At 70.3% G+C, this 26,217-nt stretch carries 24 protein-coding genes; 18 read left to right on the forward strand and 6 right to left on the reverse strand.

Going from position 1 to position 26,217, the window contains the following annotated elements; translation table 11 throughout:
- The 12 genes from kdpA (at nt 1) to ACI2K6_RS08530 (ending at nt 13,231) form a co-directional block, all read left to right on the forward strand.
- Entirely contained in the window at nt 1–1,683 is a 1,683-nt protein-coding gene (gene kdpA, locus ACI2K6_RS08475) for a potassium-transporting ATPase subunit KdpA (RefSeq protein ID WP_404568401.1), read from the forward strand.
- Nucleotides 1,683–3,860 carry a potassium-transporting ATPase subunit KdpB gene (gene kdpB, locus ACI2K6_RS08480; RefSeq protein ID WP_404568402.1) on the forward strand — a complete coding sequence of 726 codons (2,178 nt, stop codon included), beginning with the start codon at nt 1,683–1,685 and terminating at the stop codon, nt 3,858–3,860. Before kdpA ends, kdpB begins: the two co-directional genes overlap by 1 nt.
- Nucleotides 3,861–3,882: 22 nt before the next feature.
- A complete protein-coding gene (gene kdpC, locus ACI2K6_RS08485; RefSeq protein ID WP_274178087.1) occupies nt 3,883–4,491 on the forward strand; it encodes a potassium-transporting ATPase subunit KdpC in 609 nt (202 codons plus the stop codon).
- A 149-nt stretch (nt 4,492–4,640) separates the two neighbouring features.
- Nucleotides 4,641–7,160, forward strand: coding sequence for an ATP-binding protein (locus ACI2K6_RS08490; protein WP_404568403.1), 2,520 nt, complete (start codon nt 4,641–4,643; stop codon nt 7,158–7,160).
- Nucleotides 7,157–7,831, forward strand: a complete 675-nt coding sequence (locus ACI2K6_RS08495) for a response regulator (RefSeq protein ID WP_282501815.1) — start codon at nt 7,157–7,159, stop codon at nt 7,829–7,831. The genes ACI2K6_RS08490 and ACI2K6_RS08495 overlap by 4 nt, the downstream gene beginning before the upstream one ends.
- A gap of 23 nt (nt 7,832–7,854) precedes the next feature.
- Nucleotides 7,855–8,355: a GNAT family N-acetyltransferase gene (locus ACI2K6_RS08500; protein ID WP_404568404.1), complete on the forward strand. Its 501-nt coding sequence runs from the start codon at nt 7,855–7,857 to the stop codon at nt 8,353–8,355.
- Between the two features lie 26 nt (nt 8,356–8,381).
- Nucleotides 8,382–8,822: a VOC family protein gene (locus ACI2K6_RS08505; protein WP_404568405.1), complete on the forward strand. Its 441-nt coding sequence runs from the start codon at nt 8,382–8,384 to the stop codon at nt 8,820–8,822.
- 208 nt (nt 8,823–9,030) lie between these two features.
- Complete coding sequence (locus tag ACI2K6_RS08510; protein WP_404568583.1) at nt 9,031–9,933, forward strand: carbohydrate ABC transporter permease; 903 nt, start codon at nt 9,031–9,033, stop codon at nt 9,931–9,933.
- Entirely contained in the window at nt 9,933–10,796 is an 864-nt protein-coding gene (locus ACI2K6_RS08515) for a carbohydrate ABC transporter permease (RefSeq protein ID WP_404568406.1), read from the forward strand. The genes ACI2K6_RS08510 and ACI2K6_RS08515 overlap by 1 nt, the downstream gene beginning before the upstream one ends.
- A 38-nt stretch (nt 10,797–10,834) precedes the next feature.
- Nucleotides 10,835–12,196, forward strand: a complete 1,362-nt coding sequence (locus ACI2K6_RS08520; RefSeq protein ID WP_404568407.1) for an ABC transporter substrate-binding protein — start codon at nt 10,835–10,837, stop codon at nt 12,194–12,196.
- 39 nt (nt 12,197–12,235) lie between these two features.
- A complete protein-coding gene (locus ACI2K6_RS08525; RefSeq protein WP_404568408.1) occupies nt 12,236–12,628 on the forward strand; it encodes an ester cyclase in 393 nt (130 codons plus the stop codon).
- Nucleotides 12,629–12,643: 15 nt separating this feature from the next.
- Complete coding sequence (locus ACI2K6_RS08530; RefSeq protein WP_282501812.1) at nt 12,644–13,231, forward strand: DUF1349 domain-containing protein; 588 nt, start codon at nt 12,644–12,646, stop codon at nt 13,229–13,231.
- Here ACI2K6_RS08530 and ACI2K6_RS08535 read toward each other — a convergent pair.
- On the reverse strand, nt 13,167–13,817 hold the full coding sequence (locus tag ACI2K6_RS08535) for a hypothetical protein (RefSeq protein ID WP_274178078.1): 651 nt from the start codon (nt 13,815–13,817) through the stop codon (nt 13,167–13,169). The genes ACI2K6_RS08530 and ACI2K6_RS08535 overlap by 65 nt on opposite strands.
- A gap of 44 nt (nt 13,818–13,861) precedes the next feature.
- Between ACI2K6_RS08535 and ACI2K6_RS08540 the strand changes: the two genes are divergently transcribed.
- The 5 genes from ACI2K6_RS08540 to ACI2K6_RS08560 all read left to right on the forward strand — a co-directional run bounded on the left by ACI2K6_RS08540 (nt 13,862) and on the right by ACI2K6_RS08560 (nt 19,882).
- The gene (locus tag ACI2K6_RS08540; RefSeq protein ID WP_274178077.1) at nt 13,862–15,613 is read left to right on the forward strand and encodes an alkaline phosphatase family protein; all 1,752 of its coding nucleotides are present in this window, start codon (nt 13,862–13,864) and stop codon (nt 15,611–15,613) included.
- Nucleotides 15,614–15,666: 53 nt separating this feature from the next.
- The gene (gene purL / locus ACI2K6_RS08545) at nt 15,667–17,988 is read left to right on the forward strand and encodes a phosphoribosylformylglycinamidine synthase subunit PurL (RefSeq protein ID WP_404568409.1); all 2,322 of its coding nucleotides are present in this window, start codon (nt 15,667–15,669) and stop codon (nt 17,986–17,988) included.
- Nucleotides 17,989–17,995: 7 nt separating this feature from the next.
- Nucleotides 17,996–18,154, forward strand: coding sequence for a hypothetical protein (locus ACI2K6_RS08550; RefSeq protein ID WP_162815495.1), 159 nt, complete (start codon nt 17,996–17,998; stop codon nt 18,152–18,154).
- Between the two features lie 131 nt (nt 18,155–18,285).
- Complete coding sequence (locus ACI2K6_RS08555; RefSeq protein ID WP_404568410.1) at nt 18,286–19,119, forward strand: hypothetical protein; 834 nt, start codon at nt 18,286–18,288, stop codon at nt 19,117–19,119.
- Nucleotides 19,120–19,147: 28 nt separating this feature from the next.
- Nucleotides 19,148–19,882, forward strand: coding sequence for a hypothetical protein (locus ACI2K6_RS08560; protein ID WP_274178074.1), 735 nt, complete (start codon nt 19,148–19,150; stop codon nt 19,880–19,882).
- A gap of 54 nt (nt 19,883–19,936) precedes the next feature.
- Here ACI2K6_RS08560 and ACI2K6_RS08565 read toward each other — a convergent pair whose 3' ends face one another.
- The 4 genes from ACI2K6_RS08565 to ACI2K6_RS08580 form a co-directional block, all read right to left on the reverse strand.
- Nucleotides 19,937–20,848 carry a glycine betaine ABC transporter substrate-binding protein gene (locus ACI2K6_RS08565; RefSeq protein WP_112615699.1) on the reverse strand — a complete coding sequence of 304 codons (912 nt, stop codon included), beginning with the start codon at nt 20,846–20,848 and terminating at the stop codon, nt 19,937–19,939.
- 73 nt (nt 20,849–20,921) lie between these two features.
- Complete coding sequence (locus ACI2K6_RS08570) at nt 20,922–21,845, reverse strand: proline/glycine betaine ABC transporter permease (protein WP_114588893.1); 924 nt, start codon at nt 21,843–21,845, stop codon at nt 20,922–20,924.
- Nucleotides 21,845–23,170 (reverse strand): glycine betaine/L-proline ABC transporter ATP-binding protein, encoded by a 1,326-nt coding sequence (locus tag ACI2K6_RS08575; RefSeq protein ID WP_269266842.1) that lies wholly within the window; start codon nt 23,168–23,170, stop codon nt 21,845–21,847. The genes ACI2K6_RS08570 and ACI2K6_RS08575 overlap by 1 nt, the downstream gene beginning before the upstream one ends.
- A 314-nt stretch (nt 23,171–23,484) precedes the next feature.
- Nucleotides 23,485–23,781, reverse strand: a complete 297-nt coding sequence (locus ACI2K6_RS08580; RefSeq protein ID WP_023953263.1) for a chorismate mutase — start codon at nt 23,779–23,781, stop codon at nt 23,485–23,487.
- 88 nt (nt 23,782–23,869) lie between these two features.
- Here ACI2K6_RS08580 and ACI2K6_RS08585 point away from each other — a divergent pair, with 88 nt between their 5' ends.
- Nucleotides 23,870–25,018, forward strand: coding sequence for an AI-2E family transporter (locus ACI2K6_RS08585; protein ID WP_274178072.1), 1,149 nt, complete (start codon nt 23,870–23,872; stop codon nt 25,016–25,018).
- Between the two features lie 22 nt (nt 25,019–25,040).
- On the opposite strand, the gene ACI2K6_RS08590 is transcribed toward ACI2K6_RS08585, so the two are convergent.
- The gene (locus tag ACI2K6_RS08590) at nt 25,041–26,216 is read right to left on the reverse strand and encodes a beta-propeller fold lactonase family protein (RefSeq protein WP_274178071.1); all 1,176 of its coding nucleotides are present in this window, start codon (nt 26,214–26,216) and stop codon (nt 25,041–25,043) included.
- Between the last annotated feature and the right edge of the window lies 1 nt (nt 26,217).

The raw sequence follows: 26,217 nt of genomic DNA on the forward strand, positions 1-26,217 counted from the left end.
GTGGATGCCGCGCAGATCGGGTTCGCGTCGTTGCAGATCGCGACCCTCGTCCTCATCCTCGTCCTGCTGTACCGGCCCGTCGGCGACCACATCGCTCGCGTCTACACGTCGCCGCGCGACCTCGCCGTCGAACGGGGCGTCTACCGCCTGATCGGCGTCGATCCACGCGCCGAGCAGACCTGGCAGGCCTACGCCCGCGGCGTGCTGCTGTTCTCGCTCGTCGGCGTCGTGATCGTCTACGGACTGCAGCGCCTCCAGCCGCTCCTGCCGTTCAGCCTCGGCCTGCCCGCACCGAGCGAGCATCTCGCGTTCAACACCGCCATCTCGTTCGTGGCCAACACGAACTGGCAGTCGTACTCCCCCGACACCACGCTCGGCTACACCGTGCAGTTCGCGGGTCTGGCCGTGCAGAACTTCGTCTCGGCCGCGGTCGGCATGGCCGTCGCCATCGCCCTCGTCCGCGGCTTCGCGTATCGCCGTTCCGGCACGATCGGCAACTTCTGGGTCGACCTGGTGCGCGGGCTCGGCCGCATCCTCCTCCCGATGGCGATCGTCGCGGCCGTCGTGCTGCTCGCGGGTGGGGTGATCCAGAACTTCGCCGGCTTCACCGACGTGCAGACGATCGCCGGCGGGGCGCAGTCGATCCCCGGCGGACCGGTCGCCAGCCAGGAGGCCATCAAGCTGCTCGGCACGAACGGCGGCGGGTTCTTCAACGCGAACTCCGCCCACCCGTTCGAGAACCCGACGCCGTGGACGAACCTGTTCGAGATCCTGCTGCTCCTCGTCATCCCGTTCGCCATGCCGCGCGCCTTCGGCCGGATCGTCGCCGACGATCGCCAGGGCTACGCGATCGTCGCGGTCATGGGCGGGATCTTCCTGGCCTCGATCGCCCTCGGCTCGTGGGCCGAGGCGTCGGGCGGCGGCACGGCGACGCAGCTCGCCGGCGCCGCGATGGAGGGCAAGGAGACCCGGTTCGGCGTCGCCGCATCGGCGCTGTTCGGCGGCGCTTCGACGCTCACCTCGACCGGCGCGGTCAACGCGATGCACGACAGCTTCACACCGCTCGGCGGCATGATGCCGATGCTCAACATGATGCTCGGCGAGATCGCTCCCGGCGGGGTCGGTTCAGGGCTGTACGGGATGCTGGTGCTCGCGATCCTCGCCGTTTTCGTCGGCGGCCTGCTGATCGGACGCACGCCCGAATACCTCGGCAAGAAGATCGGGCCGCGCGAGATCAAGCTCGCGAGCCTGTACATCCTCGTGACGCCGACGCTCGTGCTCGCGGGAACGGCGCTGAGCTTCGCGATCCCGGCCGTGCGCGCCGACGTCGAGGGCACCTCGATCTGGAACCCGGGCGTCCACGGCCTGAGCGAAGTCCTCTACGCGTTCACCTCCGCGGCGAACAACAACGGCTCGGCTTTCGCCGGCCTCACCGCCAACACCCCGTGGCTCAACACGGCGCTCGGCGTCGCGATGCTGCTCGGCCGGTTCATCCCGATCGTGCTCGTCCTCGCCCTCGCCGGATCGCTCGCAGCTCAAGACACCGTGCCGTCGAGCGCTGGCACCCTCCCGACGCACCGCCCGCAGTTCGCGGGCCTGCTCGCCGGCGTCGTCGTCATCATCACCGCGCTCACCTACTTCCCGGTCCTCACCCTGGGCCCCCTCGCCGAAGGACTCTCCTGATGTCTGCCCCTCTGACCGAAACCCGGCCCTCATCCGGCCCGTCGTCCGCGGACCCGGACGCCAGCCCGGCACCGCGCCCGCGCAGCGCGTTCAGCCTCGAGCAGGTCGGTGCCGCCCTCCCCGGCGCGGTCCGCAAGCTCAACCCCGCCGCCCAGTGGCGGAACCCCGTCATGTTCCTCGTCTGGGTCGGCGCGGCCCTGACGACGGCGATCGCGATCGCGGAGCCGTTCCTCGGCGGTCCCGAGACCTCGGGTGGCTCGGCGGTTCCGGCCGGGTTCACCTGGGGCATCGCGGTCTGGCTGTGGCTCACGGTCCTCTTCGCGAACGTGGCGGAGTCCGTCGCCGAGGGCCGCGGCAAGGCGCAGGCCCAGGCGCTGCGCAAGACCCGCACGACGACGACCGCGCGCCGGGTGGTCTCATACGACGAGCGGACGGATGCCGCGGCCCGCGGCTCCGCGACCGAGGAGGTGCCCTCGGCCGACCTGCGGCTCGGGGATGTCGTGCTCGTCGAGGCCGGTGAGCTCATCCCGGGCGACGGCGACATCGTCGACGGCATCGCGACGGTCGACGAGTCGGCCATCACGGGCGAGTCGGCTCCCGTCGTCCGCGAGTCCGGCGGCGACCGCAGCGCCGTCACGGGCGGCACCCGGGTGCTCTCCGACCGCATCGTCGTAAGGATCACGTCGAAGCCCGGCGAGACCTTCGTCGACCGGATGATCGCCCTCGTCGAGGGCGCTGCGCGTCAGCGGACGCCCAACGAGATCGCCCTCAACATCCTGCTCGCGAGCCTGTCGATCGTCTTCGTCGTGGTCGTGCTGGCGATGAACCCCATCGCGTCGTACAGCGCCTCGCCCGTCAGCATCCCGGTGCTCGTCGCGCTGCTCGTCTGCCTGATCCCGACCACGATCGGCGCCCTGCTGTCGGCCATCGGCATCGCGGGCATGGACCGTCTCGTGCAGCGGAACGTCCTGACCATGTCGGGCCGTGCGGTCGAGGCGGCCGGCGACGTGACGACCCTGCTGCTCGACAAGACCGGCACGATCACCTACGGCAACCGCCGCGCGTCGGAGTTCGTCGCGATGACCGGCGTCGACGGCGCCGAGCTCGCCCGCGCGGCATCCCTCTCGTCGCTGTCGGACCCGACACCCGAGGGCACCTCGGTCGTCGAGCTCGCGGCCTCGCAGCACGTGGTGGGCGAGCTGCCGCGCGACGCCGTGGCGGTCGCCTTCACGGCGCAGACGCGCATGAGCGGGGTCGACCTGCCCGACGGCACACAGGTGCGCAAGGGCGCGTCGGGGTCGGTGCTCGCCTGGCTCGACGCATCGGCACGACCGGTCTCGGCCGAGGCCCGCGCCGAGCTGCTGCACCACGCCGACGCGATCGCGCAGTCCGGCGGCACGCCGCTCGCCGTCGCGACCCTCGACCCATCCGGTGCCGGGACGCTGCTCGGGGTCATCCACCTGAAGGATGTCGTCAAGGACGGGCTGCGCGAGCGCTTCGACGAGCTGCGCTCGATGGGCATCCGCACCGTCATGATCACCGGCGACAACCCGCTGACCGCTGCCGCGATCGCGAGAGAGGCGGGTGTCGACGACTTCCTCGCGGAGGCGACGCCCGAAGACAAGCTCGCCCTGATCCGCAAGGAGCAGGAGGGCGGTCACCTCGTCGCGATGACCGGCGACGGCACGAACGACGCACCCGCCCTCGCGCAGGCCGACGTCGGCGTGGCGATGAACACGGGCACGTCGGCGGCGAAGGAGGCCGGCAACATGGTCGACCTCGACTCGGACCCGACCAAGCTCATCGACATCGTCCGGATCGGAAAGCAGCTGCTCATCACGCGCGGCGCCCTCACGACGTTCTCGCTCGCGAACGACATCGCCAAGTACTTCGCGATCATCCCGGCGATGTTCATGGGGGTGTTCCCGGGGCTCGCGGCGCTCAACGTCATGCAGCTGTCGTCGCCGGCGTCCGCTGTCACGAGCGCCATCGTCTTCAACGCGATCGTCATCATCGTGCTCATCCCGCTCGCGCTGCGCGGCGTGAAGTACCGCGCGGCGAGCGCCTCGTCGATCCTGAGCCGCAACCTCGTCGTGTACGGGCTCGGCGGGGTCATCGCACCGTTCGTCGGCATCAAGCTGATCGACCTCGTCGTCAGCCTCATCCCGGGCTTCTGAGCCCCCCTCCTGGAGACCTGTCATGTCCACCGCTCGCGCCTCGTTGCGCACCTCCGCCGTCGCCGTCCGCGCGATGATCGTCCTCACCCTCGTCCTCGGCGTCGGATACACCCTGCTGATCTCACTGGTCGGGCTCGCGCTGCCGTCGCAGGCGAACGGCTCGCTGCTGCGCGATGCGGAGGGCGAGGTCGTCGGCTCGTCGCTCATCGGCCAGTCCTTCACGGATGCCGACGGCGAAGCGCTGCCGCAGTACTTCCAGTCACGCCCCTCGGCGGCCGGCGACGGCTACGACGCGGCGGCGTCGAGCGGGTCGAACCTCGGCCCGAACAACGCCGACCTCGTGACCGCGATCGAGGAGCGCCGCACGGCGATCGCCGACCGCGAGAGCGTCGACGTCGCCGACGTGCCCGCGGATGCCGTCACCGCCTCGGGCTCGGGCCTCGACCCGCACATCTCGCCCGCCTACGCCGCGCTGCAGGTGGCCCGCGTGGCTGCCGAGCGCGGGCTGCCCGAGGCGGAGGTGCGCGACCTCGTCGCCGCGCACACGGCGGGCCGCGACCTCGGGTTCCTGGGCGAGCCGCGTGTCGACGTCGTCGAGCTGAACCTGGCGCTGGACGGTCTCGCGCCGTGAGCTTCCGACCGGGCGCGGATGCAAGGGATGCGGGGCGGCACGCCGGGGAGCGTGGCCTCTCGGCGGGGTGTCGTGCCCGATCCCTCGCATCGCGGCGCACACGAGCGGGGCGAGCGGGGCGAGCGGGCGGGGAGAACTAGGGTGATGCCGTGAAGCGGGGACGGCTGCGGGTGCTGCTGGGTGCGGCGCCGGGCGTGGGCAAGACCTACGAGATGCTCGAAGAGGGCCGCCGGCTGCAGGATGCCGGGGTCGACGTCGTCGTCGCGATCGTCGAGACCCACGGTCGGGCCGCGACCGCCGCGATGACCGCCGGCCTGCCGATCGTTCCACGGCGCCGCCTCGAGCACCGCGGCGTCACGCTCGACGAGATGGACCTCGAGGCCGTGCTCGCCCGAGCCCCGCGCGTCGCCCTCGTCGACGAGCTCGCCCACACCAACGTCGGCGGCTCGCGCAACGAGAAGCGCTGGCAGGACGTCGAGGAGCTCCGGGATGCCGGCATCGACGTCATCACGACCGTCAACGTCCAGCACATCGAGTCGCTCGGCGACGTCGTCGAGCAGATCACCGGCGTCGCGCAGCGCGAGACGGTGCCGGATGCCGTCGTGCGCTCGGCCGACCCGATCGAGCTGGTCGACCTCGCTCCGCCGTCGCTGCGTGACCGCCTCGCCGCCGGCCTCGTCTACCCCGCCGAGCGCATCGACGCCGCCCTGTCGAACTACTTCCGGCTCGGCAACCTGACGGCGCTCCGCGAACTGGCACTGCTCTGGCTCGCGGACGAGGTCGACAGCGCCCTGCAGGACTACCGTGCCGAGCACGGCATCCGGGGCACGTGGCAGGCTCGCGAGCGCGTCGTGGTCGCGCTGACCGGCGGGCCCGAGGGCGAGACGCTCATCCGGCGCGGCGCCCGCATCGTCGACCGTTCGGCCGGCGGCGAGCTGCTGGCCGTCCACGTGTCGGGCCAGGACGGGCTGCGCACCGCCGACCCGGCGGCCCTCGCCGCTCAGCGAGCTCTCGTCGAATCGCTCGGCGGCAGCTACCACCAGGTCGTCGGTGACGACATCCCCGCCGCCCTCGTCGAGTTCGCGCGGTCGGTCAACGCGTCGCAGCTCGTCGTCGGCGTCAGCCGTCGCGGCCGGCTCGCTGCGGCCCTCAGCGGTCCGGGCATCGGCGCCACCGTCATCCGCGAGTCGGGCGATATCGACGTGCACGTCGTGACGCACGCCGCTGCCGGCGGCCGCTTCACCCTGCCCCGTGTCGCCGGCGGCGCTCTCAGCGTGCGGCGCCGGATCCTCGGTTTCGTCGTCGCGCTGACCGGCGGTCCGCTGCTCACGTGGCTGCTCGTCGCGCTGCGGAGCCCCGAGTCGATCACGAGCGACGTGCTCGCGTACCAGCTGCTCGTCGTCGTGGTCGCGCTCGTCGGCGGACTGTGGCCGGCCGTCTTCGCCGCGGTGATGTCCGGGGTGACGCTCGACTTCTTCTTCGTGGCTCCGCTGTACACCGTCACGGTCTCCGATCCGCTGCACGCGTGGGCGCTGATCCTGTACGTCGTCATCGCGCTCCTCGTGAGCGTCATCGTCGACCGCGCCGCCCGGGGCACGCGGTCGGCCCGGCGAGCAGCCGCCGAGGCCGAGCTGCTTGCGGCGGTCGCCGGCAGCGTGCTGCGGGGCGATGGCTCGATTCCGGCCCTCGTCGCGCGGGCGCGCGAGGCCTTCGGGATGTCGGGTGCGCGCTTGGTCGCGTCGGACGGGACCGTGATCGCCGCCGACGGCGAGCCCGTGCGCGACGACCGCCACCTGCGCGTCGACGTCGGACGCGAGGCCGTGCTCGAGCTCCACGGCAGCGAGTCGGAGCAGCTCGACGGCTCGGAACGCCGGCTGCTGGATGTCGTCGTCGCGCAGCTCGCCGCCGCGCTCGAGCAGGCCGACCTGCAGCGGGCGGCGAGCTCGGCGTCGGTGCTCGCCGAGACCGACCGGGTACGCAGCGCCCTCCTCTCGGCGGCGAGCCATGACCTGCGGCGCCCTCTGGCCGCTGCCGTCGCGGCACTCGGGGGGCTCCGCGCGGCCGGCCCCGCGCTCGACGACGCCGACCGCGACGAGCTGCTCGCGACCGCCGACGAGAGCCTCGGCACGCTGACCTCGCTCGTGACCGACCTGCTCGATGTGAGCCGCATCGAGGCCGGCGCTCTCGCCGTCGCCCTGCGACCGGTCGACACGGCCGATGCCGTGCTCGCCGCGGTCGACGAGCTCGGTCTCGGGCCCGCTGCGGTGGAGCTGGCGCTGGACGAGGCGATCGGGCCGGTGCTCGCCGATGCGGTGCTGTTGCAGCGGGTGCTGGTCAACGTGCTGGCCAACGCCCACCGCCATTCGCCTGCCGGAACGCCGGTGCGCATCAGCACGAGTTCGCTGGGCGGGCGGGCCCAGGTCCGCGTGATCGACCACGGACCCGGCATCCCGCCCGAGCGTCACGGCGACGTGTTCACGCCCTTCCAGCGGCTCGGCGACACCGACAACACGACCGGGCTCGGGCTCGGGCTCGCGCTGTCGAAGGGCTTCACCGAGGGGATGCGGGGCCAGCTCGTGCCCGAGCAGACCCCTGGCGGCGGCCTCACCATGGTGATCGAGCTGCCCCTGGCATCGGCGGCGGCGCAAAACGGCAGGATCGAGGGGTGAAGGTCCTCCTCGCCGACGACGACCCGCAGCTCGTGCGGGCGCTGCGCATCACGCTCGCGGCCCACGGGTACGACGTCGTGGCGGCCGCCGACGGGGCGGCGGCGATCGCGGCGGCCGCGTCCGAGCATCCCGATGTGATCGTGCTCGACCTGGGGATGCCGCGCCTCGACGGCGTCGCCGTGATCGAGGCCGTGAGGGGATGGAGCGCCGTGCCGATCATCGTCGTCTCGGGGCGCACCGGGTCGGCAGACAAGGTGGCGGCGCTCGACGCCGGGGCTGACGACTACGTCACCAAGCCCTTCCAGATCGACGAGCTGCTCGCGAGACTGCGCGCGCTGACCCGGCGGGCCGGCGGTGCCGCATCCGTCGCCGTCGTGCGGTTCGCCGATGTCGAGATCGACCGCGCCGCCAAGACCGTCACGCGCGGCGGCGAGCGCGTGCACCTCACGCCGACCGAGTGGCGGATGCTCGACTTCCTCGCCCGAACCCCCGGGGCACTCGTGACCCGGCAGGACCTGCTGAAGGAGCTGTGGGGCACCGAGCAGGTCAACGACACCGGGTACCTGCGTCTCTACGTCTCGCAGCTGCGGAAGAAGCTCGAGGCCGATCCCGCGCATCCCGAGCACCTGCTCACCGAATCCGGCATGGGCTACCGGCTCATCGTCGAGTGAACGCCGCTCGATACGATCGGGCCGTGCCGCTCGACATCCGCCCGCCCAGCCCCGGGGAGCTGAATCTCCTCGAAGACATCGAGAACGACGCCGACGCGCTGCTGCGCGATCTGCTCGACCCGCCCACCTGGTGGCCGGCTCCGCCCGGGTCTTCTCGCGCTGCGGAGCCGGGATTCCTGCTCGTCGCCCACGTCGGTGACGGGGTGGTCGCGGGGTTCGTTCATGTGCTCGAGCTCGAGGGTCATGCCCACCTCGAACAGCTGTCGGTGTCGCCCGAGCACGCTCGCCGCGGGTACGGCCGCAAGCTCGTCGAGGCGGCGATGGCGTACGCGCGCGACCGCGGCCACGATCGGATGTCGCTCCGCACCTTCGCCGACGTGCCCTGGAACGCCCCGTTCTACGAACGCCTCGGCTTCGCGGTGACCGACCCGCGTTCGGAGTTCGAGCTCATGCTCGTCGAGACGGAGGAGCGCATCGGCCTCGACGCCCTTGGCCCGCGCGTGCAGATGACCGCGAAGCTGTAGGTCGCGTCTGTATGAGACTGGGACCCATGGCAGGTTTCCATCACGTCGAGCTCTGGGTCAGCGACATCGAGAGCGCACGCTCCGACTGGGGCTGGCTGCTTCGGCGGGTCGGCTTCGACCTCGAGAGCACGTGGCCGCAGGGCGAGTCGTGGGCGGCGGGCGGGGCCTACCTGACGCTCACCACCTCGCCGAACACGGTCGGCACCGAGCACGACCGTCGGCGCCCGGGGCTGAACCACTTGGCCTTCCACGGCGGCTCCCCCGCCGAGGTCGACGCGATCATGGCCGACGCCCCGACCGCGGGATGGATGCCGCTGTACCAGGAGCGCTACCCGCACGCCGGCGGCCCGCAGCACTACGCCGGCTGGCTCGAGAATGCGGCGGGCTTCAAGGTCGAGGTGGTCGCAACGGGGACCAGCTTCGTCGCGGAGATGAACCAGCACGCAGGCATCTCCTCGTCGCTGTGACCACGTCAGCCTGATCGGGGCTGCCCGGCGAGCACTGCCCGAGGGATGCCGCCGTGTCAAGCCACTGGGGAACCGCTTCTCGCTTCTTCTAGCTTCGGCCCCACAGGACGGCATCCATCAGGTCCTGCGGGTTCGAGGCCTGGAGGACGACATAAGCAGTACCGCTCGCGCGCGACCGACGACGGTCGGCGCCACACGGCCGGGGCGCATCCGGCAGAAGTACAACAAGCGCGAAGCGCTCGCGGGCTACCTCTTCCTGACGCCGTGGATCATCGGCTTCCTCGTCTTCACCGTCGGGGCGATGATCTACAGCCTGTACATCTCGTTCAGCAGCTACAACCTCGCCACGAACTCGTCACGCCCCATCGGCTTCGACAACTACGCCCGGCTGTTCGAAGACCCCCGCGTTGCCGTATCCCTGGCCAACACGCTGTTCTACGCCGTCATGGCCGTGCCGCTCGAGATCATGTTCGCGCTCGTGCTCGCGCTGCTGCTGAACCGGATGGGTCGCGGCGCGGGGATCTTCCGCACGCTCTACTACCTGCCGAAGATGACGCCGGCCGTCGCGACGGCCGCGGTCTTCTTCCTCCTGCTCAACGGCAACTCCGGCGCGATCAACCAGGGGCTCGCCGCCATCGGCATCCAGGGTCCCCAATGGCTCGTCGACCCGGCGTGGGTGAAACCCAGCATCGTGATCATGGCGCTGTGGACCGTCAGCGGCACGATGGTGGTCTTCCTCGCCGCGCTGAAGAACGTCCCCGTCGAGTTGTACGAGGTGGCATCCCTCGACGGCGCCGGCCCGGTGCGGAAGTTCTTCTCCATCACGCTGCCGATGATCTCGGGCGCGATGTTCTTCAACGTCATCGTGCTGTCGATCGCAGCCTTCCAGGTCTTCGACCAGGCGTATCTGCTCTTCTGGCGGGATCAGAGCAACGCGTCGCCCGAGGCGTCGCTGTTCTACGCCATCTATCTGTTCCAGCAGGCGTTCCGGCAGTTCAACTTCGGGTTCGCGGCGGCCATGGCCTGGCTGCTGTTCGTCATCATCATGGCCGTCACGGTCATCCAGGTGAAGTTCGGCAACCGCTTCGTCTACTACGAGGGCGACCGCTGATGGCGACGAGGTTCCGCACCCCGAAGACCGTCGTCGGCCGCGTCACGCTCGCCGCCATCTCGACCGGCTTCGCCCTGCTGTTCCTGTACCCGTTCGCGTGGCTGCTCGCGGCGAGCTTCAAGCCCCGCGGCGAGGTGTTCGACAACCGCCTCATCCCGCAGACCTTCGTGCCCGAGAACTACGCCGAGGTGTGGAACCAGCTCCCCCTGCTCAGCTGGATGTTCAACAGCGTCGCGATCGCGCTGCTGGCGGCGACGGCGGTGTCGATCTCGAGCTCGATCGTCGCGTTCGGGTTCGCCTACTTCTCCTTCCCCGGACGCAAGCTCCTGTTCGGACTGGTGCTCGCCACGATGATGCTCCCCGGCGCCGTGACGATGATCCCGGTCTACCTGATCTGGAAAGAGACGGGCCTGCTCGGCACCTGGGTCCCGCTATGGGGCGCGAACCTTTTCGGGTCGGCGTTCTACATCTTCCTGCAGCGCCAGTTCTTCCTCGGCCTGCCGCGCGAGCTCTTCGAGGCGGCGCGCATCGACGGCGCCAGCTACTGGGGGCTCTTCTGGCGCATCGCGATGCCGTTGTCGGTGCCCTCGTTCGTGATCGTGTTCCTGTTCGAGTTCCAGGCGAGCTGGAACAACCTGCAGTCCGCGCTCATCTACCTCAACGCCGGCTCGGTCGACGAGTTCACCGCACCGCTCGGCATCGCCTACGCGATGACCAAGTACAGCCCTACCGCCGGCGGCCAGGGCGACTACCAGTACGTGATGGTGGCCTCGCTCATCGTCACGCTGCCCATGCTCATCCTCTTCGCCTTCGGGCAGCGCTACTTCATCGAAGGCGTCGCCACCCAGGGCCGCAAGGGATGATCCGCGTGCTCGCGCGGGACCACGACAGGAGGAATCACATGCGCAATCGACTGATCGGAACGACCGCGGTGGCCGCGGCATCCGTCATCGTGCTGGCGGGATGCAGCAACGACGCCGGCACCGCGGACGACGTCGACTTCTCGGCGACGCCCACCGGAACCCTCGCGGCGTGGGGCTTCGAAAACGCCGACGACGTCGGCACCGCGCGACTCGACTATGCGGCGGAGCAGCTGTCGGATGTCGAGGTGCAGCTGGATGCCACGGCCTTCGACTCGCAGAAGTTCACGACCCGCATCGCGAGCGGCGACGTGCCCGACGTCGTGCAGATGGATCGCCGCTACGTCACGCAGTACGCGGCACAGGGCCTCATCATGCCCCTCGACAGCTGCTTCGAGGCACAGGACGTCGACGCGGACGACCGGTGGTACGAGTCGGTCGTCGACGACGTGCGCTACGAGGATCAGGTGTGGGGTGCGCCGCAGTTCTACCAGCCACCGGCCATCATCCTCAACAAGCGGGTGATGGACGCCGCGGGCGTGACGGCGGACGAGATCGACACCTCGCAGCCCGACGTCCTGCTGGCCGCCATCGAGAAGATGTACCAGGAATCCGGCGGAGTTCCGACGCGACTTGGCCTCGACCCGGTGTCGACCGGTCAGTCCGCGCTGTGGATCCTCGGCGCGGGCGGCCAGCTCACCGATGACGACGGCGTGCCGACCCTCGACGACCCGAGCAACCTCGCGGGCATGGAGCTGCTGCAGCGGATCAACGACGCGCAGGGCGGGTTCGCGCAGGTGAAGAGCTTCACCGACGCGTTCGACACGTTCGGCGATGCGAACCAGTACGTCACCGATCAGGTCGGTGCGCAGGTCAACGCGCAGTGGTACCCGAACGTCCTCTCGCCCTACCTCGAGCAGATCGACATCGAGGCGGTGCCGTTCCGCGACAGCGACGGTGAGCCGTTCTCGGTGTCCGGCGGCCAGGCTTTCGTCATCCCGGCCGGAGCGAAGAACCCCGGCGCGGCCTGCGCGTGGGTCTCGGCTCTGACGAGCGGCGAGGCGTGGAACGCGGCGGGCGAAGCACGCGCTGCGACGCGTGCCGCCGACGGCGGCGCCAACACCGGCCTGTTCACGGGATCGCCGCAGCCCGACCAGGAGATCCGCGAGAAGTGGGTCACGCCGTCGGGCAACGAGGGCTTCGACCAGGTCGTCGCGACCTACTACGACGTGGTCGATTACGGCACCTCGTTCGGGTCCTCCCCCGCCGGGCAGGACATCCAGAACGAGCTGAACAACGCGGTGACGGCGGCCCTCCTCGGCGACAAGACCGCCGAGGAAGCGCTCGCGGACGCACAGGATGCCGCCATGCGGGCCTACGAGAACGCCGTAGCGTCGCGCTGACGGTGCGGTACCTGGTCACCACCCGCCGATAATGGGCAGGTGGAGCCGTGGGAGATGCACGCCTGGTACGCCGATTACCTGGAAGCCTGCAACCGCCACGACCTCGACGCCATTCGCTCGTTCATCGACCCGAACGTCCGGCGAGCGCACCTGCCGGGCGGAGCCGACGCCTGGATGACCGACGTCGTCGAGGTGCTCGATGCCTTTCCCGATTGGCAGGTGCGCCGCATCCAGCTCGTCGTGGAGGACGACCGCATCGCCGCGCATGTGCGCGCCAGCGGCACGCACATCGGGCCGTTCCGCGGTATCCGGCCCACCCGACGGCACGTCAATGTCGCGGAGTTCGGCTTCCTGCGGCTGGCGGGAGGCCGGATCGTCGATTTCGCGGGCACCACCGACCACGCCGCCCTGCTGGCCCAGCTGCGCGACTGACCCGAGAGGAATCGCATGACCGACATCGACTGGTCCGCGGGCTCGTGGACGAACGAGCCCGCCGAGACGGCGCTCGACGGCGACGACCTGTTCGTGACGGCACGCGAGGGGAGCGATGCCTGGCGCGTGACGTCGTATGGGTTCGTCCACGACGACGAACACGCTCTGCTCGCCCCGATGCAGCCCGACACCGCCGTCGAAGTAGCGTTCGTCCTCGACTTCGCCGCGCAGTTCGATCAGGCAGGCGTCTTCCTGCGCGTCGACGACGAGACGTGGATCAAGGCCGGGATCGAGCACAGCGACGGCGCCGACAGTCTGGGCGCGGTGGTGACCCGCGGGATGTCGGACTGGTCGCTCTCGCCCGTAGCCGACTGGGCTGGTCGCGTCGTCACCGTGCGCGCGAGCAGGTCGGGCGACGCCGTCACGATCAGGGCCCGCGTCGACGAGGAGGACTGGCGGCTCGTCCGGGTGGCGCCGCTCGATCCTCGGGCGGAGGTCGCGGCCGGGCCGTTCTGCTGCGCGCCGACGCGCGCCGGTCTCACGGTTCGATTCGTGTCGTGGCGGAGCGTACCCGCCGACGCGTCGCTGCATCCCGACCACTGAAGCGCCGACGCGCCCACCGGTCGACGCCCGCCGCCGCCCACACCGCGGCCAACCCTCCGACGACGACGATGCCCTGCATCGCCAGCGCGTAGCCGCCGCTCGTGACGTTCGCCTCGACCAGCCGCGGACCGACGATGGGCGGCACGAGCGCGATGACGACGACGACCCACGACAGCGGATGCCGCCCCCGCGCGATCACCCAGCCGCCCACCCCGGCGAGCAGCGCGATGAACCCCTGGTTGAGCACGACCTCCCACAGCGGGTCGAGGTGTGCGAGGTGGCCCGCACCGCGCAGCAACCCGAAGGTGGCCCACAGGAACAGCGCGACGCACGCGACGGTCACGCCGCCCACGCGACGCATGGCCGAGGTGGGCAGCAGGGCGAACGCGACGACGAGGGTCGCGACCACGAGCACGAACTGGAGCGTGTCGACGTACGGCATGTCGTTGGTGATGGTGCCGGCGTACATCTCGGCTTGCACGATCGCGGAGAAGTCGGAAGCGACGGCGAGGTAGGTCGCGAACATCGCCGCGACGATCGCGGCACCGTACCGGGCTCCTCGATCGAAACGCAGGCCGTCGTCCATGGTGTGAGAGTAGCCTGATCGCCGAGGACCGAGGGAGGGGACCCATGGCCGACGCGGATCGCGATGAGACCGACGCCTCCTGGGCCAGCCGACGCCCGTCGCGCCGCGACTTCCTCCGCCGCGCGGGCCTGGGAGCCGCGGGCCTCGCGATCGGGGGCTCAGCCGGTGCCGCGGTGACGGCGGCGATGACCGCGCACCCGCCCGAGTTCGCGCCCCTCGCGGCGCGCAGCGTTGCCGGGTTCGACCACGTCGTGGTGCTCATGTTCGAGAACCGCAGCTTCGACAACCTGCTCGGCCACCTCTACACGGCCGATGAGAAGAGCGCGGCCGAGTTCGACGGCATCCTGCAGGGCGACTACGCCAACACCGCACCCGACGGCACGGCCGTGCCCGCGCACGTATACACGGGCGCGACCGACCACATCATGCAGCAGCCGCAGCCCGACCCCGGCGAGACCTACCCCCACGTCAACACCCAGCTGTTCGGGACGATCGACCCGCCCGCCAACGCCGACATCGCCCGCAACGGACTGCAGCCGCCGTACAACGCACCCGCCGCCGGGAGCGCACCGCGTAACGACGGCTTCGTGCACGACTACATCGTCAACTACCGCCTCGCCAAGAAGCGCGAGCCGACCGCTGATGAGTACACGACGGCGATGGGCGGCTTCGCGCCCGAGATGCTGCCGGTGGTGTCGACCCTCGCCCGCGAGTTCGCGGTCTACGACCGCTGGTTCGCCGGGGTGCCGTCGCAGACGTTCTGCAACCGTAGCTTCTTCCACGCCTCGACCTCGCACGGCTACGTCGTCAACCACACCGGCGACAACTACGACAAGTGGATCGACGCCCCCGCGGCACCCACGATCTTCAACCGGCTCGAAGACGCCGGCCTGTCGTGGCGCGTCTACTACGACGCGACGCAGCTCGTCTCGCTCACCGGCATGCTCCACGCGCCCGTACTCGAGCGCTACTGGAAGACGAACTTCCGCGTCATGGAGCAGTTCTACGAGGATGCCGCGAACGGCGAGCTGCCCGACTACGCGTTCATCGAGCCGCGGATGGTCTTCAACCACAACGACATGCACCCACCATGGGGCGCGACCCGCGAGGGCGAGCTCGAGTTGCCCGACGGCAGCCGCATCCGCATCGCCAACAGCGCCGACAGCGATGTCCGCGCCGGCGACAAGCTCGCGCAGGACGTCTACGACGCGATCCGCACGAGTGCGTCGACCTCCGGCTCGAACGCCATGAACACCGCGCTCGTCATCACCTTCGACGAGCACGGCGGCACCTTCGATCACGTCGCCCCGCCGTCGGCAGCGCCGCCCGACGCGAGCGGGCCCGGTGAGATGGGCTTCACGTTCGATCGCCTCGGTCTGCGGGTGCCGGCCATCGTGGTGAGCGCGTACACCGCCGCGGGAACAGTGATCCACGACGAGATGCACCACGGCTCGGTGACCAACACCCTGTGCCGACTGCACGGGCTGCGGCCGCTCAACGTCCGCGACGAGACCGCCAACCCGATCTTCAACGCGGTCAACCTCACGACGCCGCGCCAGCCCTACACCTGGCCGCAGCCGCAGTCGCTGTATGTGCCACCCAATCCCGAGAAGGGCACGGCCAAGGCCCCCGACGAGAAGCACCACAAGCGCCCGCTCACCCCACCGGCGCGCGGACTGCTCGGGCTCCTGGCCGCCCGATTCGACCCCGGCAGCACGTTGCCATCCACATACGGCGAGGCCTACGACGCCCTGGTCGAGCACGGCACCGGCCTCTTCGGCGCGTACAACCCCTGACCCCCCAACTAGACTGATCGCGTCCGGCATCCCGAGTCCTGGAGTCCAGCCGCGTGAGCACCCCTGTCGCAGATACCGTCGAGAACGCCACCGCCACTCCGGAGCGTGATCAGCCCTACGGAGCCCTGGGCCTCAAGCCCGACGAGTACGCGAAGATCCGCGAGATCCTCGGCCGACGTCCCACTTCGGGCGAGCTGGCGATGTACTCGGTCATGTGGAGCGAGCACTGCTCCTACAAGTCGAGCAAGAACTACCTGCGCCGCTTCGGCCAGAAGGTCTCCGACGAGATGAAGACCCGCCTCATGGTCGGCATGGGCCAGAACGCGGGCGTCGTCGACGTCGGCGAGGGATGGGCGGTGACCTTCAAGGTCGAGTCGCACAACCACCCGAGCTACATCGAACCGTTCCAGGGCGCCGCGACCGGTGTCGGCGGCATCGTCCGCGACATCATCTCGATGGGAGCGCGTCCTGTCGCGGTCATGGACCAGCTGCGCTTCGGCGCCATCGACCACCCCGACACCGCCCGCGTCGTGCATGGCGTCGTCAGCGGCATCTCGTTCTACGGCAACTGCCTGGGCCTGCCGAACATCGGCGGAGAGACGGTCTTCGACTCGGTCTACCAGGGCAACCCGCTCGTCAACGCCCTCGCAGTGGGCGTCATGCGCCACGAGGACATCAAGCTGGCCAACGCCACCGGCGCCGGCAATAAGGTCGTGCTGTTCGGCGCGCGCACGGGCGGCGACGGCATCGGCGGCGCCTCCATCCTCGCGTCCGACACCTTCGCCGACGGCGGGCCCACCAAGCGCCCCGCGGTGCAGGTCGGCGACCCGTTCGCGGAGAAGGTGCTCATCGAGTGCTGCCTCGAGCTGTACGCGGGCGAACTCGTCGAGGCGATCCAGGACCTCGGCGCCGCGGGCATCTCGTGCGCCACGAGCGAGCTCGCCGCGAACGGCGGCTCGGGCATGCGCGTCGACCTCGAGAACGTGTTGCTGCGCGACCCCTCGCTCACGCCCGAGGAGATCCTCATGAGCGAGAGCCAGGAGCGCATGATGGCGATCGTCGCTCCCGAGAAGCTCGATGCGTTCCTCGCCGTCGTCGGCAAGTGGGATGTCGAGACGAGCGTGCTCGGCGAGGTGACCGGCGACGGCCGCCTGCAGATCTTCTGGCACGGCGAGCAGATCGTCGACGTCGACCCCTCGACCGTCGCGGTCGACGGCCCGGTCTACGACCGCCCGGTCGCCTACCCGACCTGGATCGACGGCCTGCAGGCCGACTCGGCGGCATCCCTCCCCCGCGCCACCGACGGCGACGCGCTGCGCGACCAGTTCCTCCAGCTCGTGGCGAGCCCGAACCTCGCCGACACGTCGTGGATCACCAACCAGTACGACTACTACGTGCTCGGCAACACCGCCCTGAGCTTCCCCGACGACGCCGGCATGATCCGCGTCGACGAGGAGTCGGGCCTCGGCTTCGCGATCGCGACCGACTGCAACGGCCGCTACTGCCAGCTCGACCCGTACGCCGGCGCCCAGCTCGCCCTCGCCGAGGCGTACCGCAACGTCGCCGTCACCGGCGCGAACCCCACCGCCGTCACCGACTGCCTCAACTTCGGCAGCCCCGAGAACCCCGAGGTGATGTGGCAGTTCGGTCAGGCCGTCGACGGCCTCTCCGACGCCTGCCTCGAGCTCGGCGTGCCCGTCACGGGCGGCAACGTCTCGTTCTACAACCAGACCGGCGACCAGCCGATCTTCCCGACCCCGGTGGTCGGTGTGCTCGGCATCGTCGACGATGTCGCCCGCCGCATCCCGTCGGGCTGGCAGGACGCCGGCGAGAACATCTACCTGCTCGGGACGACCGCCGAGGAGCTCGACGGCTCGGCGTGGGCCGACACCATCCACGGCCACCTCGGCGGACGGCCCCCGAAGGTCGACCTCGCCGCCGAGAAGCGTCTGGCCGGCCTCATCCAGGCCGCCTCGCAGCAGGGACTCATCTCGGCCGCGCACGACCTGTCGACCGGCGGCCTCGGCCAAGCCCTCGCCGAAGCGACGACCCGCTTCGGCGTCGGCGCACGCGTCTGGCTCAGCGAGATCGTCGAGCGCGACGGCGTCGACGTCGCGACCGCGCTGTTCAGCGAGTCGACCGGCCGCGTGATCGTGTCGGTGCCACGCGAGGAGGACGTCAAGTTCCGCGGGCTCTGCGAGGGACGCGACTACCCCGTCATCCGCATCGGCGTGACGGATGCCGCCGAGGGCGTCGAGTCCGTGCTCGACGTCCAGGGTCTGTTCTCGGTGCCCGTCGCCGAGATCCGCGCCACGTCGCGCGCGACGCTGCCGGCCGCCTTCGGCGAGATCGTCGACGAGGTGCCGACGTCATGAGCGCGTCATGAGCGGGCGCGACCTGACGCCGCCGGGTGAGGACGACGAGTACGCCGGCTTCGCGCGCGGACGCTCGCGTCGCATGCGCGTGACCGCGTGGGTCGCGATCGTCTCGCTCATCCTCGTCGGCGGCGGCTCCACCGTCTTCGCGCTGCTCTTCGGCTGATACAGCTGCAGGACTCGTGGGGCTGCTGTGGCCTCACAGCCGGTTCGACCGCGCACCAGCACCACCGATCCGACAGGTGTATCCCCAGCCGGGACGAAGACGGGACTCGGCGAGGTGCGTAGGCTGAAGGGGTGGATCCGATCCTCATGCTCGCGGCCGAGTGGTGGTGGATCGCGCCGGCGGGAGCCAGCGCGGGCGCCCTCGGCTGGGCTGGCCTGCGCCGGGGACGACCGTCGCAGCGTCGCCTCGAGCTCGATGCCGCGCAGCTCGACCTGCGCCGGGCGCAACAGGCTGTGACGCACGCTCGCGCGCAGCTGAAGGTGGCCCGCGCGGAACTGATGCGCGCCCAGGCCGAGAAGGCGACCCCGCGCGCGACAGCCGGAGCGGTGCCGGAGGCCCGTCGCCGCCTGCAGATCGCTGAGCGTCAGGCGCGCGCCGCCGTGGCCGAGCTGAAGGCGCGCCGCGCGGGCGTGCAGGCGGCGCGAGCGATGATGCCGACCTCGCGCAAGGAGGTCGACCGGATGCCGCTGGCCCGGCTGATGGCCGAGCACGACGTGCTTCTGGCGCGGTGGATGGACTACGAGACGGATGCCGCGAAGGCGATCGGGTTCCCCATGATGCTCGATGCCCGCTGGCCGCCGATGGACCTCTTCCTTCGCGAGCACCAGCAGGCGTCGTGGCTGCGACCCGCCTCGCGCGATGTCCGCATGTCCCCGGCCGATTACAGCGCCTACCGCGAAGCGGTCCGTCGGGCGACCCAGGCGTTCGACGCCGCGGAGCGCGCCGCCCGGCAGGGCACGCCGCGCGAGCTGCCCGAGCCCGACGACCGTCCGGGCGATTGGGCGGAGGTCGCGCAGGACCTTCTCGACAACGCCCAGCGCGCCATCACCCGGTCGACCGAGATGTGGAACCGGATGCGGCGCGATCGCCCCGACCGCCCCCGGCGTCCCTCATCACCCGAGTGACACAGCGCCCCGGGGCTAGCATGGCGGTGTGGATGGATTCTGGTCCGGACTGTGGCAGTTCGCCGGCAACTACTGGTGGCTGATCTTCATCATCGGACCCGCAGCCGGCGGCGCGGCGAAGGCTCTCGAACAGTCCGCGCGGCGACGGCACAAGCGCCGTCTCGAGATCATCCGCGCCAAGGCCGAGGCGAAGAGCATCGTGCGCTCCGGTGCCGTCCGAGCTGGCGACGCGTCGCCGGTCGCCGCGGATGACGAACAGCTGAGCACCGGCGCTCGCCTGCAACAGCTCTTCGACGCCCATGACGACCTGACGCACCGCTGGCTCGAGTACGAACTCGATGTCGCGAAGCTCATCGCCTTCCCGGCCATGAGCGACGGACGGCAACCGCTCACCGCCGCGTTCCTGCGCGCGAAGAAGGTCGCTGACGGCCTGCGCCCACCGACGACGTCGGCGCGCATCGGTTCCGCCGACCTGACGGCCTACCGCGATGCGCTCACCGACGCCGAGGTCGCCTTCGACGTCGCGGAACGCGACGCCCGCCGTCAGCGCGATCGGGCCTTCAGCGAGCCGGAGCGCCGCCGACTCGACACGGCCAAGCGTCTGCTCAACGTCGCGGTGGACGAAGCTGCCACGCCCGCCGAGCGCCGAACGGCGTACGAGCGCGTGCGAGCCGAGCTCGACGGGCTCATCGCGGTGTCGGATGCCGCGATGGAGCGTCTGGCCGAGAAAGCTGCCCTGCAGCTGCCGCCGACGGCATCCTGACGCACGAAACCCCCCGGGGAGGCCCCGGGGGGTTTCGTTGTCCGTCAGACGGGATCAGCTGGTCTGGAGACCGTCGACCTTGCTGCCGTACTCCTCGAGCCAGGCGGTGATCGCCTCGGCTTCCTTGCCCTCGCCGTACTGGTTGACGACCATGTCCTCGAGCGCTGCGTACTGCTCGTCGTCCAGCTTGATCTTTCCGATCAGCTCGGCCGCCTCGGGGTGCTCGTCGGCGAAGCCGGACGTGGCGAGGAAGTGCAGTGCCTCGGTGTCGCCCATCGCACCGCGCGGGTCTTCGAGGTCCTTGAGGCCGTAGCGCTCGTTGGCCCAGAACGGACGCCACGAGGTCACGACGATGTCGCGCTGCGCCGCGATCGCGGTGTCGAGCTCGGTGAGCATCGCCGCGGTCGACGAGGTGACGAGCTCGTACGTGCCGTCGAGGCCGTACTCGGGGATCATCGACTCCTGCGTCTGCTTGGTCAGACCCGCGCCCGGCTCGATGCCGTAGATCTGGCCGCCGAAGCGGTCGGCGTTGGCGGCCAGGTCCTCGATCGAGGTGATGTCGACGTACTCGGGCACCGCGATCGTGAGCTTGGCGTTGTCGTAGTACGCGCCGAGGTCGTCGATCTGGTCGCCGTAGCGCTCCATGTACGAGGCGTGAGTGAGCTCGGGCCAGGCCGACGGGTAGATGTCGACGTCGCCCTGCGCGAGACCGGCGTAGAGCGGGCCCGCCTCGGTGAGCTCCTGCATCTCGACGGTGTAGCCGAGCTGCTCGAGCTGGTTCTCAAGCAGGTACGCGGTGCTGAGGCCGTCGGTCCACGAGGGCAGATAGCCCAGCGTGATCGTTCCCTTGCTGTCGCCGTTCTCGCCAGAGCCGCCTTCGGCCTGGTTACCGCTCGCGCATCCGGCGAGGGCGAGGGATGCCGCGGCGCCGAGCGCCACGATCCCGGTGAGGTGTCGCTTGTTCATCGTGTGCCTTCCGTATGGATTCATTTCGTTCCGTATGGGTGGTGCAGGGAGGATACGTTCGGATGCCGCGGGGTCAGGCGGCGGGGGCGAGCTCGCGCTTCTCCGCGGCGGTGGCGGCGGCCGCGGCTGTCCGGCGACGGCCGATCACGCCGAGGATCGACCCCTTCTGGCCCTTCATGTCGCCGAGGGCGGAGGTCAGGCGATCGAGGTAGATCGCGAGGATGACGACGCTGAGGCCCGCCTCGACACCGGTGCCGATGTTGACGGTCGACATCGCCTGGACGATCTCCTTGCCGAGCCCGGGCGCACCGGCGATACCGGCGATGACGGCCATCGAGAGCGCGAGCATGATCACCTGGTTGACGCCGGTCATGATCGTCGGCATCGCGAGCGGCAGCTGTACGCCGCGCAGGATCTGCCCCGGCGTCGCGCCGAACGCGTGCCCGGCCTCGACCGTCTCGGAATCGACGCTGCGGATACCGAGCTCGGTCAGGCGCACGCCCGGGGGCAGCGCGAAGATCACGGTCGCGACCAGACCCGGTACGAAGCCGATGCTGAAGAACACGATCGCGGGGATCAGGTACACGAACCCGGGCATCGCCTGCATGAGGTCGAGCACGGGCTTGATGACCGCGCTGAAGCGGTCGCTGCGGGCGGCGAGGATGCCGAGTGGCACAGCGATGACGACGGCGATGACCGTCGCGATGACGACGAGCGCGAGCGTCTGCATCGCGGTGACCCACTGGCCGACGCCGAGGATGATCGCGAACGAGATCGCGGTGCCGATCGCGAACTTCCACGACCGCAGGAACCAGCCGAGCAGTGCTGCGACGACGATGACGACGACGATCGGGGCGCTCAGCAGCAGGTCGGCGAGCGAGCCGACGAGCCAGCCGACGGCGGTGGAGATCGCGCCGAGCAGCCACGAGACGTTGTCGCGGATCCAGTCGACCGCGACCTCGGCCCACTGGCCGAGCGGAATGCGGAAACCATCCATCAGCGCACCTCCCCGTTCTGGAGAGCGGCGCCGTCGACGGCGGTCGCCTCCGCGAGCACCTCGTCGATCGCGGCCTGCGGCATCGGCTGCAGCGGGATCGTGATCTCCTCCGTCGCGCCGGGGCCGGGGCCGAGGGCGGCGAGCAGGGTGATGCGGGGGATGACGCCGACGAGGCGCCCGTCCGCATCGGTGACGGCGAGCGGCAGCGGCGACTCGACGGCCGGGACGAAGAGGTTCATGAGGACCTCGTCCTGGCTCACGGTCTGCGGCGCGGGCTTGATGACCGACGACAGCGCCGACTCGCCGCGGCGGACGAGCTTGACGGCGTCGCGGTCGGTGACGACACCCAGCAGCTTGCGGTCGCGGCCCACGACGTAGGCGGCCGACATGAAGGCATCCCGCATCTGCTTGAGGGCGACGCGCGGTCCGGCGGACTCGGCGACGACGGGACGCGGCCGCTCCATGACGTTCGCGGCCGTCAGCACACGGGCACGGTCGACGTCCTGCACGAACTGCTCGACGTAGTCGTTGGCCGGGTCGGTGAGGATGTCTTCGGGCGTGCCGATCTGCACGATGCGGCCGTCACGCATGACCGCGATGCGGTCGCCGAGGAACATGGCCTCGTTGAGGTCGTGCGTGATGAAGATGATCGTCTTCTGAAGCTTCTGCTGCAGTTCGAGCAGCTGCTCCTGCATCTCGCGGCGGATGAGCGGGTCGAGTGCGCTGAACGCCTCGTCCATGAGCAGGATGTCGCTGTCGGCGGCGAGCGCGCGAGCGATGCCGACACGCTGCTGCATCCCGCCGGAGAGGGCGGACGGGAGCTTGTCGCCCCAGCCCTCGAGTCCGACGAGGGAGAGGATCTCCTCGGCCTTCGCGAGGCGCTCGGTCTTCCCGACGCCGCGCAGCTCGAGCGGGTAAGCGACGTTCGCGGCGACGCTGCGATGGGGAAGCAGCGCGAAGTGCTGGAAGACCATCGCGATGCGCTCTCGACGGATGCTGCGCAGGCGAGCGGGGGCGACGTCGGTGATCGAGTCGCCCTTCACCGTGATCGTTCCGGCGGTGGCGTCGTGCAGCCCGTTGAGCATGCGGATCAGAGTCGACTTGCCCGAGCCGGAGAGGCCCATGATGACGAAGATCTCACCGGGCTGGACGGTGAAGGAGGCATCGATGACGGCGGCGGTCCCGGCGTCGGCGATCTCGTTGCGCTGGGCTCCGGCCCGGAGCTTCTCGACGACGGACTTCGGGTTGCGCCCGAAGACCTTGTACAGATTCTTGGCTTCCAGAGCGGGGGAAGTCGCTTCCCCCGGAGAAGACGGACTGGTCACAGGTCACCTCGGCAGCCGGTGCAGGCTGCATCGGTTACGCCCGGGTGGCGACCTCCTGGCGCGCGTCTCGCGACGGCGTCTCGGCTGCGGATGTCGGATCCACGAGCACAGGCCGCCGACCATACGTTCGCCGGTCTGGCACCCCCAGGGTTGCCACCAGCGACCGCGGACTGGTCGGGTAGTGGCCCGCGGCGGGCCTCATCCAACGTTTCACGTTCGGGGGTCAGTCGCAAATCGGATTCGGGATTTGACCTCTGATCGGCCATTCCGATATTCGCGCGCGCACGCGCAGGTGTCGTCGAAGCGACTGAGCCTCAGTCCGCGATGTCCTCGGCCGCGATGCGGTGATGCCGGATGACCTCGGCGACGACGAACCCGAACCACTTCTGGGCGAACTCGGGGTCGAGGTCGGCCTCTTCGGCGAGACGCCGCAGGCGAGCGATCTGCCGCTCCTCCCGGCCGGGGTCGGAGGCGGGCATGCCGTGAGTCGCCTTGAGCTCACCGACCTGCTTCGTGCAGCGGAACCGCTCGGCCAGCATGAAGACGAGCGCGGCGTCGATGTTGTCGATGCTCGCCCGCAGTCGGTGGAGTTCGGTCGTGGCGTCGGTCATGGTGGCTCCTTCCCTCGCCGACCCTATCTGCTCGGCAGGCGCTCGCGACCCCACCGCGAGCCGTGAACCCCGCGCCTAGAGTGTGACCATGACGAAGCCTCGCTCGAACAGCCCAGCTCCCGCGGCGCCCTCCGCTCCGGTGGCCGGGCCGGCCACGCGTGATCAGCCCATCTGGGGCGCGCTGTCCCGGCCGTTCGCGGCCGGCTTCTTCCTGGCGCTGGGAGCCCTCGCGGCGATCGTCCTGGGGCTGGCGGTCTCCAGCCTGTCGACGGTTCTCATCTACGTCGCGATCGCACTGTTCGTCGCCCTGGCGCTCGACCCCGTGGTGCGGTTCCTCGTGCGGCGCGGCATCCCGCGCGCCTGGGGCATCGTCATCACGTTCGCCGCGCTCGCGCTCATCATCGCCGGCATCCTGTGGGTCGTCCTGCCGCCGGTCGTCCGCCAGGTCGAACAGTTCGCGAAGGACGTGCCGTCGATCGTCAACGACATGTTGCGCAGCGACACCGTGCGCTGGTTGGAGAGCACCTTCGGCGACAGCCTGAGCGACGTGCTCAACGAGGTGCAGAGCTTCGTGACCAACCCGTCGAACATCGCGGCGATCGGCGGGGGTCTGCTGCAGGTCGGCGTGAACGTCGTCACGGCCATCTCGGGTTCGATCATCGTGCTGGTGCTGAGCCTGTACTTCCTCGCATCGCTGCCCCGCATGAAGAACGCGCTCGTTCGCATCTCGCCCGCGCGTTCGCGCGCGACCGTCGCCGACATGACCCGGCAGATCACCGAGTCGATCGGTGGCTACCTCTCGGGCATGGTGGTACTCGCGCTCATGAACGCGACCTTCGCGTTCATTCTGCTGACGATCCTCGGGGTTCCGTTCGCGGCGCTGATGGCCGTGCTCGCATTCGCGATCACGCTCATCCCGCTCGTCGGAACCGTGATCTTCTGGGTGGGCGCCTCGGTCATCACGCTGCTGACGAACCCGACCGCCCCACTGCCGGCGATCATCTTCGCCGCGGCCTACCTGCTCTACATGCAGGTCGAGGCATACGTCCTGACGCCGCGCGTCATGAACCGGACGGTGTCGGTCCCGGGGTCGCTCGTGGTCATCGGAGCGCTCGTCGGCGGCACCCTTCTGGGCCTGCTGGGCGCGCTCGTCGCGATCCCGGTCACGGCGTCGATCCTGCTCATCATCAACCAGATCGTCATCCCGCGTCAGGACGCGAAGAAGCTGCCGCACTGAGCCCCGCGGTGGGGGCACGCGATCACGCGACCGGCAGGATGCAGGTCGGGCTCGGGGCCGCTACACGATGGCGCACGCGGCCGGGAACCCCGGTACGCGGGTCGCGCGTCATCGAGACCACCTCGCTCGAGAGCTGTCCCGCGACGAGCAGGGTGTCGCGCACGACCACGTGGTGGCGCGGCCAATCGACCCCCGCATCGACGAGCGCGAGCTGCTCGAGTCGATCACCGGCACCGCGGACGCGGAGCACCCCGAGGGTGTTGCTGCCGCGGACGCCCGCGTAAACGGTCTCGCCGTCGGGTGTCATGGCGATCTCGGCCGCCGTGTCGTCGTCGAGGGCTCCGAGGAGGCCCGTCGCCGACAGCATCCGCCATTCACCGGCGCGGTCGGCGCCCAGCACGAACACCTCGCGCGAGAGCTCTGTGAGCACGTACAGGTGGCCGCTCGGGTGCCAGAGGGTGTGACGGGGGCCGCTCCCGAGCGGCAGGGCGACCTGCTGGACGAGCCGGAGCCCCCGCGGGTTGTCACGCCAGAACCGCACGAGGTCGAGACCCATGTCGGTCGTCACGATCAGACCGCCCGGAAGGTGTCGCGCCTGGTGCGAGCGCGAGGGGCGTGCGGCCTCGGCATCCTGATCGGGACCGGGATGCGGCGGCGCCGGCACGTCTGAGCCGGGCACCAGGTGCGCGAACTCGGGTCCGGCCGCCTCTCGAAGCGCCCGCGCGGCGGCGGCGAGGTCGAGGTCTTCTGCGGCCGGCTCGGCGGAGGCGTCGGGTCCGTACGGGTCGACGGCCGCTGGCGCGATCACCGGAGCCGACGGGATGCCGGCGTCGTCGAGGCTCATGCGGACGACACGTCCGTCGCTCCAGCAGCTCGCGATGAGCGATGCTCCGTCGGGCGCGACGGCCACGTGGCACACGGCCTCGCCCGCCGGGACGGGACGCCCGAGCGGCGCCCACGCGTCGGGGCCGGTGCGCCGGTAGGCCTGCACCTCGCCGCGGAACTCGAGCGCGGCGTAGACGACATCCCGGCGCGGATGGCGGGCCACCCACGACGGCGACGACGCGGCGACGACCTCGGGCCGCAGCGAGAGCTGACCGTCGGCGGTGGCGCCGTCGGGATCGCCGGCGTGCAGCAGGCCGATGCCCGCGGCCTCGCCGCCCATGTCGGCGGTGTAGCCGCCGAGCAGCAGCCGCACG

Source organism: Microbacterium sp. NPDC006705 (genome assembly GCF_044903545.1).
Lineage (GTDB): Bacteria > Actinomycetota > Actinomycetes > Actinomycetales > Microbacteriaceae > Microbacterium > Microbacterium plantarum.